At 57.5% G+C, this 15,671-nt stretch carries 13 protein-coding genes; all 13 read left to right on the top strand.

The features are described from left to right. Positions 1–56: 56 nt before the first annotated feature. The 13 genes from dnaE to ABJT94_RS18785 all read left to right on the top strand — a co-directional run bounded on the left by dnaE (position 57) and on the right by ABJT94_RS18785 (position 15,626). Entirely contained in the window at positions 57–3,566 is a 3,510-nt protein-coding gene (gene dnaE, locus ABJT94_RS18725; RefSeq protein ID WP_348477875.1) for a DNA polymerase III subunit alpha, read from the top strand. Positions 3,567–3,943: 377 nt separating this feature from the next. Beyond that, complete coding sequence (gene accA, locus ABJT94_RS18730) at positions 3,944–4,900, top strand: acetyl-CoA carboxylase carboxyl transferase subunit alpha (protein ID WP_348477876.1); 957 nt, start codon at positions 3,944–3,946, stop codon at positions 4,898–4,900. Positions 4,901–5,051: 151 nt separating this feature from the next. Beyond that, the gene (locus ABJT94_RS18735; protein WP_348477877.1) at positions 5,052–5,534 is read left to right on the top strand and encodes a GNAT family N-acetyltransferase; all 483 of its coding nucleotides are present in this window, start codon (positions 5,052–5,054) and stop codon (positions 5,532–5,534) included. After that, positions 5,531–6,883: a tRNA lysidine(34) synthetase TilS gene (gene tilS, locus ABJT94_RS18740; RefSeq protein ID WP_348477878.1), complete on the top strand. Its 1,353-nt coding sequence runs from the start codon at positions 5,531–5,533 to the stop codon at positions 6,881–6,883. The genes ABJT94_RS18735 and tilS overlap by 4 nt, the downstream gene beginning before the upstream one ends. Before the next feature lie 174 nt (positions 6,884–7,057). Beyond that, on the top strand, positions 7,058–8,680 hold the full coding sequence (locus ABJT94_RS18745) for a CTP synthase (RefSeq protein ID WP_348477879.1): 1,623 nt from the start codon (positions 7,058–7,060) through the stop codon (positions 8,678–8,680). 189 nt (positions 8,681–8,869) lie between these two features. Next, a complete protein-coding gene (gene eno, locus ABJT94_RS18750) occupies positions 8,870–10,165 on the top strand; it encodes a phosphopyruvate hydratase (protein ID WP_348477880.1) in 1,296 nt (431 codons plus the stop codon). A gap of 186 nt (positions 10,166–10,351) precedes the next feature. After that, a complete protein-coding gene (locus ABJT94_RS18755) occupies positions 10,352–10,666 on the top strand; it encodes a septum formation initiator family protein (protein WP_246026187.1) in 315 nt (104 codons plus the stop codon). Between the two features lie 27 nt (positions 10,667–10,693). Next, on the top strand, positions 10,694–11,401 hold the full coding sequence (gene ispD, locus ABJT94_RS18760; RefSeq protein WP_348477881.1) for a 2-C-methyl-D-erythritol 4-phosphate cytidylyltransferase: 708 nt from the start codon (positions 10,694–10,696) through the stop codon (positions 11,399–11,401). Positions 11,402–11,437: 36 nt separating this feature from the next. After that, a complete protein-coding gene (gene ispF, locus ABJT94_RS18765; protein ID WP_127554845.1) occupies positions 11,438–11,923 on the top strand; it encodes a 2-C-methyl-D-erythritol 2,4-cyclodiphosphate synthase in 486 nt (161 codons plus the stop codon). Further along, positions 11,923–12,948 (top strand): tRNA pseudouridine(13) synthase TruD, encoded by a 1,026-nt coding sequence (locus ABJT94_RS18770; RefSeq protein ID WP_348477882.1) that lies wholly within the window; start codon positions 11,923–11,925, stop codon positions 12,946–12,948. Before ispF ends, ABJT94_RS18770 begins: the two co-directional genes overlap by 1 nt. Next, complete coding sequence (locus ABJT94_RS18775) at positions 12,945–13,625, top strand: protein-L-isoaspartate(D-aspartate) O-methyltransferase (protein ID WP_348477883.1); 681 nt, start codon at positions 12,945–12,947, stop codon at positions 13,623–13,625. The genes ABJT94_RS18770 and ABJT94_RS18775 overlap by 4 nt, the downstream gene beginning before the upstream one ends. Before the next feature lie 67 nt (positions 13,626–13,692). Then, positions 13,693–14,586 carry a DUF368 domain-containing protein gene (locus tag ABJT94_RS18780; RefSeq protein WP_348477884.1) on the top strand — a complete coding sequence of 298 codons (894 nt, stop codon included), beginning with the start codon at positions 13,693–13,695 and terminating at the stop codon, positions 14,584–14,586. 728 nt (positions 14,587–15,314) lie between these two features. Next, positions 15,315–15,626 (top strand): peptidoglycan DD-metalloendopeptidase family protein, encoded by a 312-nt coding sequence (locus ABJT94_RS18785; protein WP_246026188.1) that lies wholly within the window; start codon positions 15,315–15,317, stop codon positions 15,624–15,626. Positions 15,627–15,671: the final 45 nt, after the last annotated feature.

Consider the following 15,671-nt stretch of genomic DNA (forward strand, 5'->3'; position numbering starts at 1 on the left):
CAACCGGCCGCTTCAAGTAGTACCATGGTCGCCGGTCAAGAAGGAGAAAGCCCAGCGTGTCCGCTCAATTTGTACATCTCAGAGTTCATACCGAATATTCACTGGTCGACGGCCTGATTCGCCCCAAGGCGTTGGTGCAGGCGGCGCTCAAGCAGGGGATGCCGGCGGTCGCGATCACAGACATCACCAACTTTTTCGGGCTGATCAAGTTTTACAATGCGGCACTGGGTGCGGGCATCAAGCCCTTACTGGGGGCTGATCTTTGGGTGGAGAACCCGGCAGATGCGACAGCGCCGTTCCGGATGACGGTGCTGTCACAAAACGCCCAGGGTTACCGCAACCTGACCGAGCTGATTTCCGAGGCGTATCAGACGCACCAGGTACATGACCGCGCTGTGATTAAAGCGGAGTGGATTAAGGCGAAAAACGAGGGGCTGATCCTGCTCAGCGGTGGTCGCTTTGGTGACGTCGGTGAGGCGCTGAGCCGTGGCAAGGCGGATGTTGCGGGAGAACTGGCCCGGCACTGGCAGGCGATCTTTGGCGATCGCTATTACCTGGAGCTGCAACGCACCGGGCGTGACCAGGACGAAGTCATCGTGCAGGGCAGTCTGTTGCTGGCGCGCGAGCTCGACATTGCCGTGGTGGCCACCAACGACGTCATGTTTCTGACTCAGGATGACTTCGACGCCCATGAAGCCCGGGTCTGTATCAACGACGGTGTGACGGTTGACGACCCCAAGCGGGCTCGCCGTTACTCCGACCAGCAATACCTGAAAAGTGCTGACGAGATGGCGGAGCTTTTCTCCGATCTGCCTGAAGCCATCGATAATAGCCTGCTGATTGCAGAGCGGTGTTCGACAACGGTAAAACTGGGCGAGTACTTCCTGCCGGATTACCCCATCCCCGATGGCATGACCATGGATGAGTACTTCCGCCAGCTGAGTTTTGAAGGCCTGGAGCGTCGTCTGTCGGTCAGCCTGAAGAAGGACGATCCTGAGTACGCCAGCAAGCACGCCGACTACGTCACCCGGCTCGAATTCGAACTGAATATCATCATTCAGATGGGCTTTCCCGGTTACTTTCTGATCGTGATGGACTTTATTCGCTGGGCCAAAGAGCACGATATTCCGGTTGGGCCGGGCCGGGGTTCGGGTGCCGGCTCACTGGTCGCCTATTCGCTCGATATTACCGACCTGGACCCGCTGGAATACGATCTGCTGTTCGAACGCTTCCTGAACCCGGAGCGGGTGTCGATGCCCGACTTCGACGTCGACTTTTGCATGGAAAAGCGCGATCGCGTTATTCAGTATGTGGCCGATCAGTATGGTCGCCAGGCGGTGTCCCAGATCGTTACTTTCGGTACCCTGGCTGCCAAGGCCGTGGTGCGCGACGTTGCCCGCGTGCAGGGCAAGGCCTATGGTCTGGCTGACCGAATATCCAAGCTGATTCCCGCTGACCCGGGTATGACGCTGACCAAGGCCATAGACGATGTCGCCGAGCTCAAGGAGTTTCTGGCTGATGACGAAGAAGGCATGGAAATCTGGGAGATGGCGCTCAAGCTCGAGGGCATAACCCGCCAGACCGGCAAGCACGCCGGGGGCGTGGTAATCGCGCCTACCAAGCTGACTGATTTCTCGCCTTTGTTGTGCGAAGAAGATGGTACCGGCCTGGTTACCCAGTACGATAAAAACGACGTTGAATCCGCTGGCCTGGTCAAGTTCGACTTTCTCGGGCTGCGCACCCTGACGATCATCGACTGGGCGCTGAAAATCATTAACCCCAGACTGGCCGCCAAGGGTCAGCCCGCCATCGACATCGCGCATATTCCGCTCGACGACGAACCCTCGTTTCAGTTGTTGCAGAAAGCCCACACCACGGCGGTGTTCCAGCTTGAATCGCGCGGTATGAAAGACCTGATTAAACGGCTGAAGCCCGACTGTCTGGAAGACATGATCGCCCTGGTGGCCCTGTTCCGGCCGGGCCCGCTGCAATCGGGCATGGTGGATAACTTCATCAACCGGAAACACGAACGCGAGGAAATGGCCTACCCGGATCCGCAGTATCAGCACGAATGGCTGAAGCCGATTCTTGCGCCAACCTACGGCATCATCCTGTATCAGGAGCAGGTGATGCAGATCGCCCAGGAACTGGCGGGCTATACACTCGGCGGCGCCGACTTGCTGCGCCGGGCGATGGGCAAGAAAAAGCCAGAGGAGATGGCGAAGCAGCGTGAAGTCTTCGCCGCTGGTGCAGCGTCCAAAGGTGTCGATGCGGAGCTGGCGACCAAGATTTTTGATCTGGTGGAAAAGTTTGCGGGTTACGGCTTCAACAAATCGCATTCGGCTGCCTATGCGTTGGTGTCTTATCAGACGCTCTGGCTCAAGGCGCATTACCCGGCCGCTTTTATGGCCGCGACCATGTCGTCGGAACTGGATAACACCGACAAAGTCGTTATCTTCATCGAAGACTGCCGGCAACTGGGCATCGACGTGCTGCCGCCAGATGTGAACGCCGGTGATTACATGTTCACGGTGAACGAAAACGACCAGATCATCTACGGCCTGGGGGCGATCAAGGGGGTCGGCGAAGGCCCGGTAGAGGCGATCGTCGCCGCCCGGTCAAACGGCGGGCCCTTTACCGACCTGTTCGACTTCTGCGAGCGCGTCGACAGTCGCAAGGTAAACAAGCGGTGCATCGAAGCGCTGATCAAGGCCGGCGCACTGGACCGGTTGGCCCCGCACCGGGCCATGCTGCTGGCCGCCATGGAAGATGCGGTACGCACGGCTGAGCAGTCGGCCAGCAATCAGGCCGCTGGCATGATCGATTTGTTCAACGACTTGCAGGTGGAAAGCCAGAAAGCGCCCTATGCGCCCTATGAGCAGGTGATGCAGCATTCGTTGAAAGAGCGTCTGATGGGCGAGAAAGAAACGCTTGGCCTGTACCTGACGGGCCACCCGATCGACGAATACGAATCGGAAGTCAACAAGATCGCCTCAATGCGCCTTGGCGAGCTCGATATGCCGCCGGAAGAGCTGCGTCGCTTGCGCAAGCAGACGAAAACCCTGGCTGGCCTGGTGCTCGGTGTTCGCACCCGCCAGACCCAGCGCGGCGATACCATGGCCATTGTCTCGCTGGACGACCGGACCGGACGCATCGAAATGACGCTGTTCGGAGAAGACTATCAGCGTTTCAAACCGTTGCTGGAGCCGGACCAGGTGATCTTCGTCGAAGCTGAGATTGGCTGGGACGATTACGCCGAACGGGCCCGAATCCGCGCACAAAACATATACACCCTGGCCCAGGCACGCCAGGAGCTGATTCGCGGCATTGAGTTTCGGGTCACTGAAGCTCAAACGCAGGATTTCCTCAAACGGTTGAACGATCTGGTACGCAGCGACCTGGAAGACGGGCAGGGCACACCGGTCTGGATCAGTTACGAATCCCGGGTGGCCCAGGGCCAGGTGCGGCTGAACCCGGCCCACCGGATTCCGTTGGAAGACGAGGTATTGCACCGCATTCGACAGACCTTTGATGATTCGGCCTACCGGTTTCGCTATCAGGACTGATTCGAGCGGTCGCGTGGAACAAAAATCTGTGGCTCAATTTCGGGAGGTTGGCAGTCCTTTGGTGCCATGAGTCCGTGTCAGGTACCCCCGGCACCTGACACTCAGTTTGTTGCATACTTCGAAACTTGAACCGGTAGTAAGCGGTAACTCTGCTGATTGTTTCCGTTTGTTCAAAGCTCAATGAGGTTTGATACGCTTGCTCAATGGCAGTCGGCCCATTAGGCTGATTGCAACATTGAATTGAACCGCCTGGGGTGTATGGCGGTCCTGAATGGCAAGGTCAGCCCTGATAGACGGTTGACGTTGCTGCCCAGCCTGCTTTACTTGGCGCTTGGCGGACACGCAGTACACCATTGACGGCACACTAGGGAAACGGCATGAATCCAGATTACTTGGAATTTGAACAACCCATTGCAGACCTGATTGCCAAAATCGAAGAATTGCGACTGGTTGGCAACCGCAATGATCTCAACATTTCAGGCGAAATCGAAAAGCTGAACGCCCAGTCGATCAAGCTGACCGAGCAGATCTTTTCCAACCTCACCTCCTGGCAGGTTTCCCAGCTGGCGCGTCATCCCAAGCGCCCTTACACGCTCGATTACATCAATCACGTCTTTACCGACTGGGATGAGCTCCATGGCGACCGTCATTACGGCGACGATGCTGCCATCGTATCCGGCGTTGCCCGGTTGAATGAAGAGCCGGTGCTGGTGGTTGGCCACCAGAAGGGCCGGGATGTCAAAGAAAAGGTACGCCGCAACTTCGGCATGCCCAAGCCTGAAGGCTATCGCAAGGCACTGCGCCTGATGCAAATGGCGGAGCGTTTCAAAATGCCGGTCCTGACCTTTATCGATACCCCGGGTGCCTACCCCGGTATTGGCGCTGAAGAGCGTGGTCAGAGTGAGGCGATTGCCTACAATCTGTTAAAACTGTCGTCCCTGAAAACGCCGATCATTTCAACGGTTGTTGGAGAGGGCGGTTCCGGCGGGGCACTGGCGATTGGGGTTTGCGATCACCTGAACATGCTGCAATACAGCACCTATTCGGTTATTTCCCCGGAAGGCTGTGCCTCTATTTTGTGGAAGACGGCGGAGCGGGCCTCCGATGCGGCCGAAGCCATGGGCATTACCGCGCCAAAATTGCGTGAACTGGGCTTGGTGGATACCGTTATCAAAGAACCTCTGGGCGGCGCGCACCGCAACCCCGAAGCCATGGCGGCCGACCTGCGCCACGCGCTCATCGGCCAGCTGGATAAGCTGCGCGGTGTTGCGCTGGACGACCTCCTGGAAAACCGTTACAAGCGCCTGATGTCGTTCGGGCTCGAAACGGCCTGACTCGAAACTGGCCTGCAAAGCAACTAAGCTGTCTAAGGCGGCGTCGGGCGACGCCGTTTTAGCTTTGGTCTGCTACCGGTCGCTATTCGTATTATCGGAACGGCTCCGGTCGCCAAAGCCCGGATGACAGATCCCAGCATGGCAGAAACAGATGACGGCGGCTTATTCCTTTGCGTTTCGACACTACGACCCTCTGGTCTCAGATGACATTGCGCTGTTGCTCAACCGTTATCTTGAGGGTGCGCGCGCGCTCGAAGGGGCGCCCGCGTACCTGTTTGACGTGGTGCTACACGATGGCACCCTGATTGGCCAGATTGACCTGCGTGTGGGCGACACACCCGCCCTGGTAACCTACGCCGGGCAAATCGGGTACGGCATCGATCGCCCCTACCGAGGGCATCATTACGCCGCCAAGGCCTGCGAGCTGATTCGAACGGTAGCACTCGATCACGGCATGGCTGAACTCTGGATAACCTGCAACCCCGACAACATCGCTTCTGTGCGCACCTGCGAACGCATTGGTGCCCGCTTCGTTGAGCGGGTGTCGGTGCCTCGTGGTACCGAACTGTGGCGTCGCGGAGACCGCGAGAAATTGCGCTATCGCTGGGGTCTGGCCGACACGGATATCGCATGACTGGCAGTGGCTACACCGCCGGCGAACGGTTCGATGCCTGGTTGGCCGGCTGTACTGAACGACCGGTCTTTGTTGGCTACAGTGGCGGTGTAGACTCGCATCTGGTCTTGCAAGAACTCTGTCTGCGCCTTCCTCCCGGAGACGTCATTGCCTTGCACATCAATCACGGACTTAGCACCCTTGCCGATGACTGGCAAGCACATTGCCAACAACAATGTGCTCAGCTTGGTTGTGGCTTTGAAGCCTATTCGGTGTCGGTAAATGCCAGTGGCGAGGGTCTGGAAGCGGCAGCCCGGCAGGAGCGCTATCGTATTTTTCTTGAGCGGGTACCCCGGGGCTGCAGCCTCTGGCTCGGGCATCACCTCGATGATCAACTCGAAACCTTTATGCTGCGATTGCTGCGGGGCAGTGGTCTGACTGGCCTGTCGGCCATGTCGGATCAAACGTATCGGCAACAGAGGCTGATCTTGCGCCCCCTGCTGACGACCTCTCGGGAAACCATCGAGAACCGGGCCCGGCAGCTGGGCTTGCACTGGATAACCGACGACAGCAACAGCGATGTAAGGTTTGATCGCAATTTTCTGCGTCAGCAGGTATTGCCGCTCATTGCCACACGCTGGCCCCATTACCGTCAGACGCTGGCAAGGTCACTCGGTCACCTCGATCAGGCTGCCCGTGAACAGCAACGCCAGCTTGACCTTGAGCTTGAGCATCGCCTGGCCCATGACGGCGCCCTGAAAGCCGTGCAGCTGGACGACTGGTCAGCGGAACAGATGCAGGCACTGATTCACCGTTGGCTGTACCGGCAGAATGTAAGATCGCCCAGCGAAGCAGCACTGCAACGCATCGTCAGCGAAGTGGTCAATGCCCGGGTGGATGCCCAACCTGAAGTCGCTCTGGGCAACGGCTCAGTCCGGCGTTTTCGAACGGCCTTGTACTGGGTTCCGAACCGGGTAGAGCCGTCTGACGCACCCTGCGATGTCAGTGAAGATTGGCAGCACTGGCCCGGTGTTGGTTGGCTGCGAGTACGACGCGCTGCAGACGGACCCGGACGGATCCGGGGCGATCCGGCCAGCTGGCGCTGGCAATTACGCCAGGGCGGTGAATCATTGTGGCCAGCCGGGCGCTCGGCGCGGCGGGATCTGAAACGCCTGTTGCAGGAATACCGGCTGCCCCCCTGGCAGCGCGACCGGGTGCCGCTGTTGTTTTCCGGCGACCAGCTCATTGCCGTTGCCAACCTGGCCGTGGACCTTGCCTGGCAGGCAGAGTCCGGAGAGGCTGGCTGGGTGGTAGACTGGCAATCATCCAAACCGCCGGGACTGTCCCTACACAGCGATGGCGACGATTAAAGATTGAGGCAGTGAGGCTTTTTTGCTAATCTGGCCTCCCATCTTAAGTCGCACAAATTCCCACACCCGCAACACGTCTTATGGCCAGTCAAAATGCCATCGGGCGGGCTTTTGCGTTGTGTTGGGGGGTTGCTTGCGGCAGACCAACTTTGCGACTATCGGATGGGATCTATTATGACGCGTTATATTTTTGTCACCGGCGGTGTGGTGTCTTCTCTTGGCAAGGGCATCGCTTCAGCCTCGCTGGGCGCCATCCTTCAGGCGCGGGGGCTGTCGGTGACGATGCTCAAGCTGGATCCCTACATCAACGTTGACCCGGGTACCATGAGCCCGTTTCAGCACGGTGAAGTCTTCGTGACCGAAGACGGCGCTGAAACCGACCTCGACCTTGGCCACTACGAACGCTTTGTGCGCACTACCATGACCCGGCGCAACAACTTCACCACCGGCCGAATCTATCAGGATGTACTGCGTAAAGAGCGCCGTGGCGATTACCTCGGCGGTACCGTTCAGGTTATTCCGCACATCACCGATGAAATCAAACGCCGCGTTATTGAAGGCGCCGGTGATGCCGATGTCGCCCTGGTGGAAGTGGGTGGCACCGTGGGCGATATCGAATCGCTGCCGTTTCTTGAAGCCGTGCGCCAGCTGAAGGTTGAACTGGGCAGTCGCCGGGCACTGTCGATGCACCTGACGCTCGTGCCTTACATCGCCACCGCCGGTGAAGTGAAAACCAAACCCACTCAGCATTCGGTAAAAGAGCTGCGCACCATCGGTCTGCAGCCCGACATCCTGGTGTGTCGCTCCGAACGCCCGATTGGCAAGAGCGAACTGCGCAAAATATCCCTGTTTACCAACGTCGAAGAGCGCGCCGTTATCCCCCTGCCGGATGCCGATACCATCTACCGCATTCCCGGTATGCTGCACCGTTCGGGACTGGACGATATTGTCGTTGAAAAATTCGGTCTGGAGTGCCCGCAGCCGGATTTAGCCGACTGGGAAGACGTCACCGATCGCAAACTCAACCCGGATGGTGAAGTCACTATCGCCATGGTCGGCAAGTACATGGAATTGCTGGATGCCTATAAATCGCTGATCGAAGCCATCGATCACGCCGGCATCCGGTCGCGGACCAAGGTCAACATCCGCTTTATCGACGCCGAAGAAGTCGAGAAACAAGGCACCGAGTGCCTGGCCGGTGTGCAGGGATTGCTGGTGCCGGGTGGCTTTGGTTACCGGGGCGTGGAAGGCAAGATTGCCACTGCGCAGTACGCCCGTGAGAACAAAATCCCTTACCTTGGCATCTGCCTGGGCATGCAAGTCGCCGTTATCGAATACGCCCGCAACGTCGCGGGATTCGACGGGGCGCATTCCACTGAATTTGATCGCCAGACCCGCCACCCTGTGGTCGGTCTGATTACCGAATGGATTGAAGCCGACGGCAAGAAAGTCGAACGCGATGACAAAACCGACCTTGGCGGCACCATGCGGCTGGGCGGACAGGAGTGCATGCTAACCGAAGGCTCCCGTTCAGAAGCCTGCTATGGCAAGCCGCGTATTGTTGAACGGCACCGCCATCGCTACGAAGTGAATAACCATTATGTAGAAGACTTACAAAAATCGGGTCTGATCATCGCCGGTCGTTCAGTTGACGGGGCCCTGGTTGAAATCATTGAAGTGCCCGATCATCCCTGGTTTGTAGCCTGCCAGTTTCACCCCGAATTTACCTCTACGCCCCGTGATGGCCACGGTTTGTTCAGTGGTTTCATTGGCGCCGTGCGCGCTATGGCGAAGTAATACAGGGTGGTGAGGGGTAGCATTTGGAGGGTTTTCCCCTATAATCCGGCGCTGTCCGTTTTGTAATAAAACTACATTTTTGAGCGGTCGAGACTTGGGTAAGGTCACAGCTGAAAGCCGGTGTGACTCTGCAGCAGTTAAGGCTCGGGCGCCACAACACGGCTTATTGAACAATCAGGAGAGTCACAGATGGCCAAGATTCTAGACATCAAAGCACGCGAAGTGCTCGATTCACGCGGTAATCCGACCGTTGAGGCAGACGTTATTGTTGAAGGCGGCATTCGTGGCCGTGCCTGCGCTCCCTCTGGAGCCTCTACCGGTTCCCGCGAAGCGTTGGAACTTCGTGATGGTGATAAAAGCCGTTACCTGGGCAAGGGCGTACTGAAAGCGGTGGCCGCCATTAACGGCCCGATTCGCGACGCGCTGCTCGGCTTTGACGCCCTGAATCAATCTGGTCTCGATGCCACCATGATTACGCTGGACGGTACCGAGAATAAGTCCAACTTCGGCGCCAACGCCATTCTGGCGGTCTCTCTCGCTGCTGCTAAGGCGGCAGCACTGTCTAAAGGCGTTGAACTGTACGTACACATCGCCGACCTGAACGGAACACCGGGCCAGTACAGCCTGCCAGTACCGATGATGAACATCATCAACGGCGGCGAGCATGCCGATAACAACGTCGACATTCAGGAATTCATGGTGCAGCCGGTGGGCGCGAAATCGTTCAGCGAAGCACTGCGCATGGGTGCTGAAATCTTCCATGCCCTGAAAAAAGTGCTGAGCGCCAAGGGTCAGAATACCGCTGTAGGCGATGAAGGCGGCTTCGCACCGAACCTCGAAAGCAATGCAGCCGCGCTGGCGGCTATTAAAGAAGCGGTTGAAGCGGCTGGCTACCAGTTGGGTAAAGACATCACTCTGGCGATGGATTGCGCTGCCTCCGAGTTTTATGAAAACGGACAGTACAACCTCAAGGGCGAAGGCAAGGTCTTCACCTCTGAAGAGTTCTCCAACTACCTGCAGCAATTGACCCGCGAATACCCCATCGTCTCGATCGAAGATGGTCTGGACGAGTCTGACTGGGACGGTTTTGCCTATCAGACCCGCCTGATGGGCGACAAGATTCAGCTGGTGGGTGACGACCTGTTCGTGACCAATACCAAAATTCTGCAGGAAGGCATCGACAAGGGAATCGCCAACTCGATTCTGATCAAGTTCAACCAGATTGGTTCACTGACCGAAACGCTGGCCGCCATTAAGATGGCCAAAGATGCCGGTTACACCGCGGTAATCTCGCATCGCTCAGGTGAAACCGAAGACGCCACCATTGCCGACCTGGCGGTCGGTACCGCGGCTGGTCAAATCAAGACAGGTTCATTGTGCCGTTCAGACCGTGTTGCCAAGTACAACCAGTTGCTGCGTATTGAAGAGGAACTGGGTGACAAGGCCATCTATAACGGTCTGAAAGAGATCAAAGGCCAGGGCTGAGCCCGTTTTAATGCCCGTTTTGGCGGAAATTGAGTGGTAAATGCAAAAAGGGGGCTTGGCCCCCTTTTTTGTTTGAGTCAGAATGCCGCCAGAGTTGTACAATGGTGCCCATTAGGTGCCTCCCCTGAAACCCTGGGGTCATTGCCCACTGCCGCTGCTGAGTGGCTAACAGAGAGAACCGGACCGTTGAAAGCCACGGCTGTGCCACAATTGCAACGCAAGAACCCGCTGCGCTGGCTGCAAATAGGCTTGCTGGTGTTGCTGGTGATGTTGCAATTTCGCTGGTGGTTGGGCGAAAACAGCTGGGTCGATGTGAGTCGGTTGGAAGCGGATGTGGCCGCCCAGGAAAGCATTAATGCCGAGCGACGGGCACGCAACGAGGTGTTGAGTGCCCGTGTTGCCGACCTGAAGTCCGGGCTTGATGCGGTCGAGGAACTGGGTCGAAGTGACCTCGGGCTGATCAGGCCGGGCGAGGTTTTCTACGTCATACCCGCCGAATAAAGCGGTGTGGCCGCTGATTTGGATGTTATGAACCTGACTGATCCCCCCCGAGTACACCTGATATTTCCTGCCGCTGGCGTTGGTCAGCGGTTTGGCCAGCCACATCCCAAGCAGTACACCCAACTGGCCGGCAAAACGCTGCTGGAATGGACGCTCGATGCCTGGAAGGATGTGCCGTTTCATGGCGAACGCATACTGGTCTTGTCTGGTAATGACGACCGGGGGCGGGCTTTGGCGGCGCGCTATCCGGGCCTGAGCTGTGTAAAGGGAGGGGCAGAGCGCGCCGATTCGGTTCTGGCCGGGCTGGCAGCCATGAGTGCAGCGGACGATGACTGGGTGATGGTGCATGATATTGCACGCCCATGCGTTCGCCGTGCAGATATTCTGGCGTTGCTCGATCTTTGCCAGTCTGAAGACTGCGGCGCCTTGCTGGCGCGCCCACTGACAGACACCATAAAACGCAAGCAGGGCGATCAGGTGTCAACGGTCGACCGCCGACAATTATGGGCCGCCCTGACCCCCCAGTGCTTTCGATACGGGCGCTTGTATCGCGCTTTGTCTCTTGGCCTGGCCAATGCCGTACCCCTGACCGATGAAGCCTCGGCGATGGAGTGGTTGGGTGACCCGGTGGGTCTGGTCAGTGGCAGTGGCGATAACATTAAGGTAACGCACCCGGACGATCTGGCACTGGTGGCGTTTTATCTGCAACAACAGGGTAGGCTGACGCCTACCTGAGCTTTTTATCAGCGATTACTCGGAGTGAAGCAGGGCATGCGAATAGGCCATGGTTTTGATGTACACCGGTTCGACCTGAATGCCGGTCCCATGGACATAACGCTGGGTGGCGTGCGAGTACCGGCGGAGCATCCTCTGTTGGCGCATTCCGACGGCGACGTCGTGTTGCATGCCATCGCCGACTCCCTGCTGGGCGCTGCCGCGCTGGGTGACATTGGCGAATGGTTTCCGGATACGGATGCACAATGGGCCGGGGCAGATAGCCGTGCCTTGCTGACTGATGTCTATCATCGCATTACCGGGTTGGGTTACCGGCTGGTGAATCTGGACGTCACCGTCATTGCCCAGGCCCCTCGCCTGGGTGACTACAAGGGCGCAATGAAACTGACCATTGCCGAAACGCTGCAGTGTGACCCGGGTCAGATAAACATCAAGGCGACGACCACCGAGAAGCTTGGCTTTACCGGCCGCAAGGAGGGTATCGCCACCGAGGCGGTATGCTTGCTGGAGGTGGTGTCCTGATGGATCTGCCGCAGTGGCCCAGAGCCTGGGGTGATGTTGTCGGGTCGGGACGGTTAAAAGCCGAACCGGCTGATTTTTACGTTGAGGAGGCCTTGCCAGAGACAGCCTCCGGCGAGGGTGAGCATTTATGGGTCACCCTGGAAAAAACCGGCCAGAATACCGCCTGGCTTGGCAAGCAGCTGGCCCGCTGGGCGGGCATTCCCCCCCGGGACGTCAGTTATGCCGGTTTGAAAGACCGCCATGCCGTAACTCGCCAGACATTCTCACTGCATCTTCCCGGTAAACCGGACCCCTCAGAACCGCTGATTATGGACGGTGTTCGGGTGCTGTCGCTCAAGCGACATGGTCGCAAACTGCGTACCGGTCAACTGATTGGCAATCATTTCGTGATCAGGCTGCGTGACTGGCAAGGGGACGCCGATGCTCTGGCACAACGCTGGCAAATACTGGTTGAGCAGGGGTTTCCGAATTACTTTGGTCCGCAACGGTTTGGTGATCAGGGTCAGAATCTGAGCCGGGCATTGGCCTGGATACGCGGTGAAGGCCGGTTACCCCGAGGGCAGCAGGGCATTCATGTGTCTGCGATGCGCAGCTTACTGTTCAATGACTTGTTGGCCGAGCGAGTGCAGCAGGGTAACTGGAACCAGGTGCTCCCCGGTGATTTCCTGCAATTCAAGGAAGGCAAACGGGGGTTTGAATGTCTGGAGCCGACCGAAAGTGAATGGTCCAGGGTAGCATCGGGTCAGTTATCGCCAAGCGCCAGTTTGCCCGGTGAGCAAACGGAAACCTTTTCTCTGCTCGATGAACGCGAAGCGCCTTTGCTGGCGCAGCAGTCAGAATGGACGCAGGCGCTGATACGGCTGCGCATTCAGCGCAGCTTGCGTAAATTGCGGGTCTATCCAGAGCAGGGTCAGCTTGAATGGCAGGGAACGGATCCGCAATTCCGGTTCTTTCTTCCGGCTGGCAGTTATGCCACGGCGGTGTTGCGTGAAGTGTCAGCCTGGCACGAGGAGGAGTCTCAGTGAACCTGTCCGGTATCGGCATGACGTCCCAGCGTACCCGCCAGCGCCTGATCGAGCGACTTTTTGCCAAAGGCATTCGTGATGCCCGGGTCATGGATTGCTTTATGAAGGTGCCGCGGCACATCTTTGTTGATGAAGCCCTGGGCCACAAAGCCTACGAAGACATGGCCGTGCCCATCGGTTACGGACAGACCTTATCGCAACCCTATATTGTTGCACGCATGAGTGAGCTGGTCTTGGCCGCTCCCCACCATGAGCGCATTCTTGAAATTGGCACCGGTTCCGGGTTTCAGACCTCGGTTCTGGCGCATCTGGTGGATGAAATCTATTCGGTAGAGCGCATCAAACCGCTGCAACTGAAAGCTCGGGAGCGGCTGCGTCTGCAAAAACTGTACAACGTGCGCCTGAAGCTCGATGACGGCTTCCTTGGCTGGCCCGATGCAGGGCCTTTTGATGTCATCATCGGGACGGCGGCTCCCGAAACGGCCCCGCAATCTTTACTGGATCAACTGGTCCCCGACGGCGGTCAGCTGATTTTACCGGTGGGTACCGAAGAGCAGTTTTTAACCGTGGTGGAGCGCCAGGGTGATGAATTTACCGAGCGCCGCATTGAAGCCGTGCGCTTCGTGCCTATGCTTGCGGGCATTCAGACTGGCGATTCCGATACGTTGAGACTCTGACGTGTCGCTACCTGGCCCGTCATTCTTAAGCCGGAAGGGACCCAGATTATGAGCAGGGAGATACTGCGTGATTAAGTTAGTTGTGAGCTGGTTTTTCAAAGGGGTCGTTATGGGGGCAGCCGATGCTGTGCCCGGTGTTTCTGGCGGTACCATGGCACTGATTACCGGCATCTATGAGCGGTTGATCAACGCGCTGGCGTCATTTCGGTTTGGTCTGCTGGGGCTGCTCAGACGAGGTGAATTCATTGCGGTCTGGCGTGAGGTTGATGGCGCCTTTCTGGTCAGCCTGGGCGCTGGCATTATTGTCAGCCTGGTAACGGTTCTAAATCTCGTTCAGTGGTTGTTAAGCACGGCACCCCCAGTATTGTGGGCATTCTTCTGCGGGTTGATTGTTGCCTCGCTGATCATGTTGCTGAAGGAGCACCGCTGGCGCAGAGTCGATATTGGCCTGTTCATCGCCGGAACGGCCATCGCCGCGAGTATTTCTTTTTTGGGCGAGATGGCGCTTGCGGTTACGCCTCTGACACTGGTTTTAGGCGGATCACTGGCCATATCGGCGATGTTGCTGCCTGGTATTTCCGGCAGCTTCGTTTTACTGCTATTGGGGCTGTACCCGGCGATCACTGCGGCGGTGCATGCCCGGGATCTGGTTACCATTGCCTGGGTGGCCCTGGGTTGCCTGATCGGGTTGCTGGTGTTCAGTCGTTTTCTGCAATGGGTGCTGGCACGCTGGCACGATCGGGTGATGGGGTTCATGCTGGGGTTTGTTCTGGGCGCTTTGTTGAAAGTCTGGCCCTGGCAGCACGATCAGCAATGGTTGACGCCGGAAAATTATGTGAACCTGTCTGGCCAGCCATCCTGGTTTTTTACGGCCCTGCTGGCAGCGATCATTGGAGCGGCACTGGTGACCTTATTGAGTCTTAAAACGGACGGTTCCGGGCTTGTCAAATCAGAAACATGAAGCACTACTCGGTTCGAGGCTTACGTCAGGCCGTTTTTAGATTAATTACACCTAATAAATTACCCTGTATTAAGGTTGGGCTATATTGCAGCTTTGTGAACGGCGTTTGAGGGGTGGATGAAACCTATTTTGAGAAGGGATCCAGCGTGACGAATCTCGTCCGGGGGGCGTCAATTTTCTGGGTATGCCTGTGCACTCTGTTGGTGCTGTCGGGCTGCACCAGTAGTGCCTACCGTTCGCTGGAGCCGGCTGGAAGTAACACCCGTGGTTCGAGCAGTAGCAATACCAGTTCGCCGGTGGTTCTTCAGTCCCGCCCTGCGAGTGCCGCACCGGCGTCAAACGCCCGCACGGCGACGCCCGAGTCACGTCCTGATCAGTATCAGGTTCGCCGGGGAGATACGCTTTACTCCATCGCTTTTCGGTTTGGTCTTGATTTTCGGCGACTGGCCGCAGCCAACAACATTGATAGTCGCTATACCATCTATCCCGGTCAGGTACTGGCGCTCAGGGAGGCAAGTACGCGGGTTGCAGCGCCTGCTCCGTCGGGCTCGTCCGCTTCGCCTTCGCCGTCCAGGCCTACAGTCAATAACACGTCTTCACAAACGGTTACAAACTCTGCGCCAAGGCCTGCAGCGGCAGCGTCTGCGTCGGGAAATGCCAGTAATAATAATCAGTTAACTTGGGTGTGGCCGCACAATGGGAAAATAGTGCGAACATTTGACTCTAATGTGTCCGATCGTAAAGGCGTTGATCTGACCGGTGAGATTGGAGATTCTGTGGTTGCGGCGGCAGCGGGTTCCGTTGTCTACGCAGGAAATGGTTTGCCTGGTTATGGCAACCTGATCATCCTGGAACATCAGGGTTCCTTGCTGAGTGCCTATGCATTCAATCAGGAATTGCTGGTGGCGGAGCAGGATCAGGTTAGCGCAGGGCAAGCTATTGCCCGAATGGGCAGGCAGGGTGACCAGCCCAGCCTGCACTTCGAGATACGGCAAGAGGGTAAGCCCGTCGATCCAATGAGGTTTTTGCCTCGGCGGTGACCGGGTTTTTTCCGGCCACTGGGCTCATGCCCGATATCGCACAGG

Source organism: Saccharospirillum sp. (assembly GCF_039982735.1).
Taxonomy (GTDB): domain Bacteria; phylum Pseudomonadota; class Gammaproteobacteria; order Pseudomonadales; family Natronospirillaceae; genus Saccharospirillum.

What these genes read in the sequence shown, in the direction of transcription:
- accA (WP_348477876.1), top strand. Translation starts at nt 3,944, where the DNA reads ATGAATCCAGATTACTTGGAATTTGAACAACCCATTGCAGACCTGATT.
- ABJT94_RS18735 (WP_348477877.1), top strand. Translation starts at nt 5,052, where the DNA reads ATGACGGCGGCTTATTCCTTTGCGTTTCGACACTACGACCCTCTGGTC.
- tilS (WP_348477878.1), top strand. Translation starts at nt 5,531, where the DNA reads ATGACTGGCAGTGGCTACACCGCCGGCGAACGGTTCGATGCCTGGTTG.
- ABJT94_RS18745 (WP_348477879.1), top strand. Translation starts at nt 7,058, where the DNA reads ATGACGCGTTATATTTTTGTCACCGGCGGTGTGGTGTCTTCTCTTGGC.
- eno (WP_348477880.1), top strand. Translation starts at nt 8,870, where the DNA reads ATGGCCAAGATTCTAGACATCAAAGCACGCGAAGTGCTCGATTCACGC.
- ispD (WP_348477881.1), top strand. Translation starts at nt 10,694, where the DNA reads ATGAACCTGACTGATCCCCCCCGAGTACACCTGATATTTCCTGCCGCT.
- ispF (WP_127554845.1), top strand. Translation starts at nt 11,438, where the DNA reads ATGCGAATAGGCCATGGTTTTGATGTACACCGGTTCGACCTGAATGCC.
- ABJT94_RS18770 (WP_348477882.1), top strand. Translation starts at nt 11,923, where the DNA reads ATGGATCTGCCGCAGTGGCCCAGAGCCTGGGGTGATGTTGTCGGGTCG.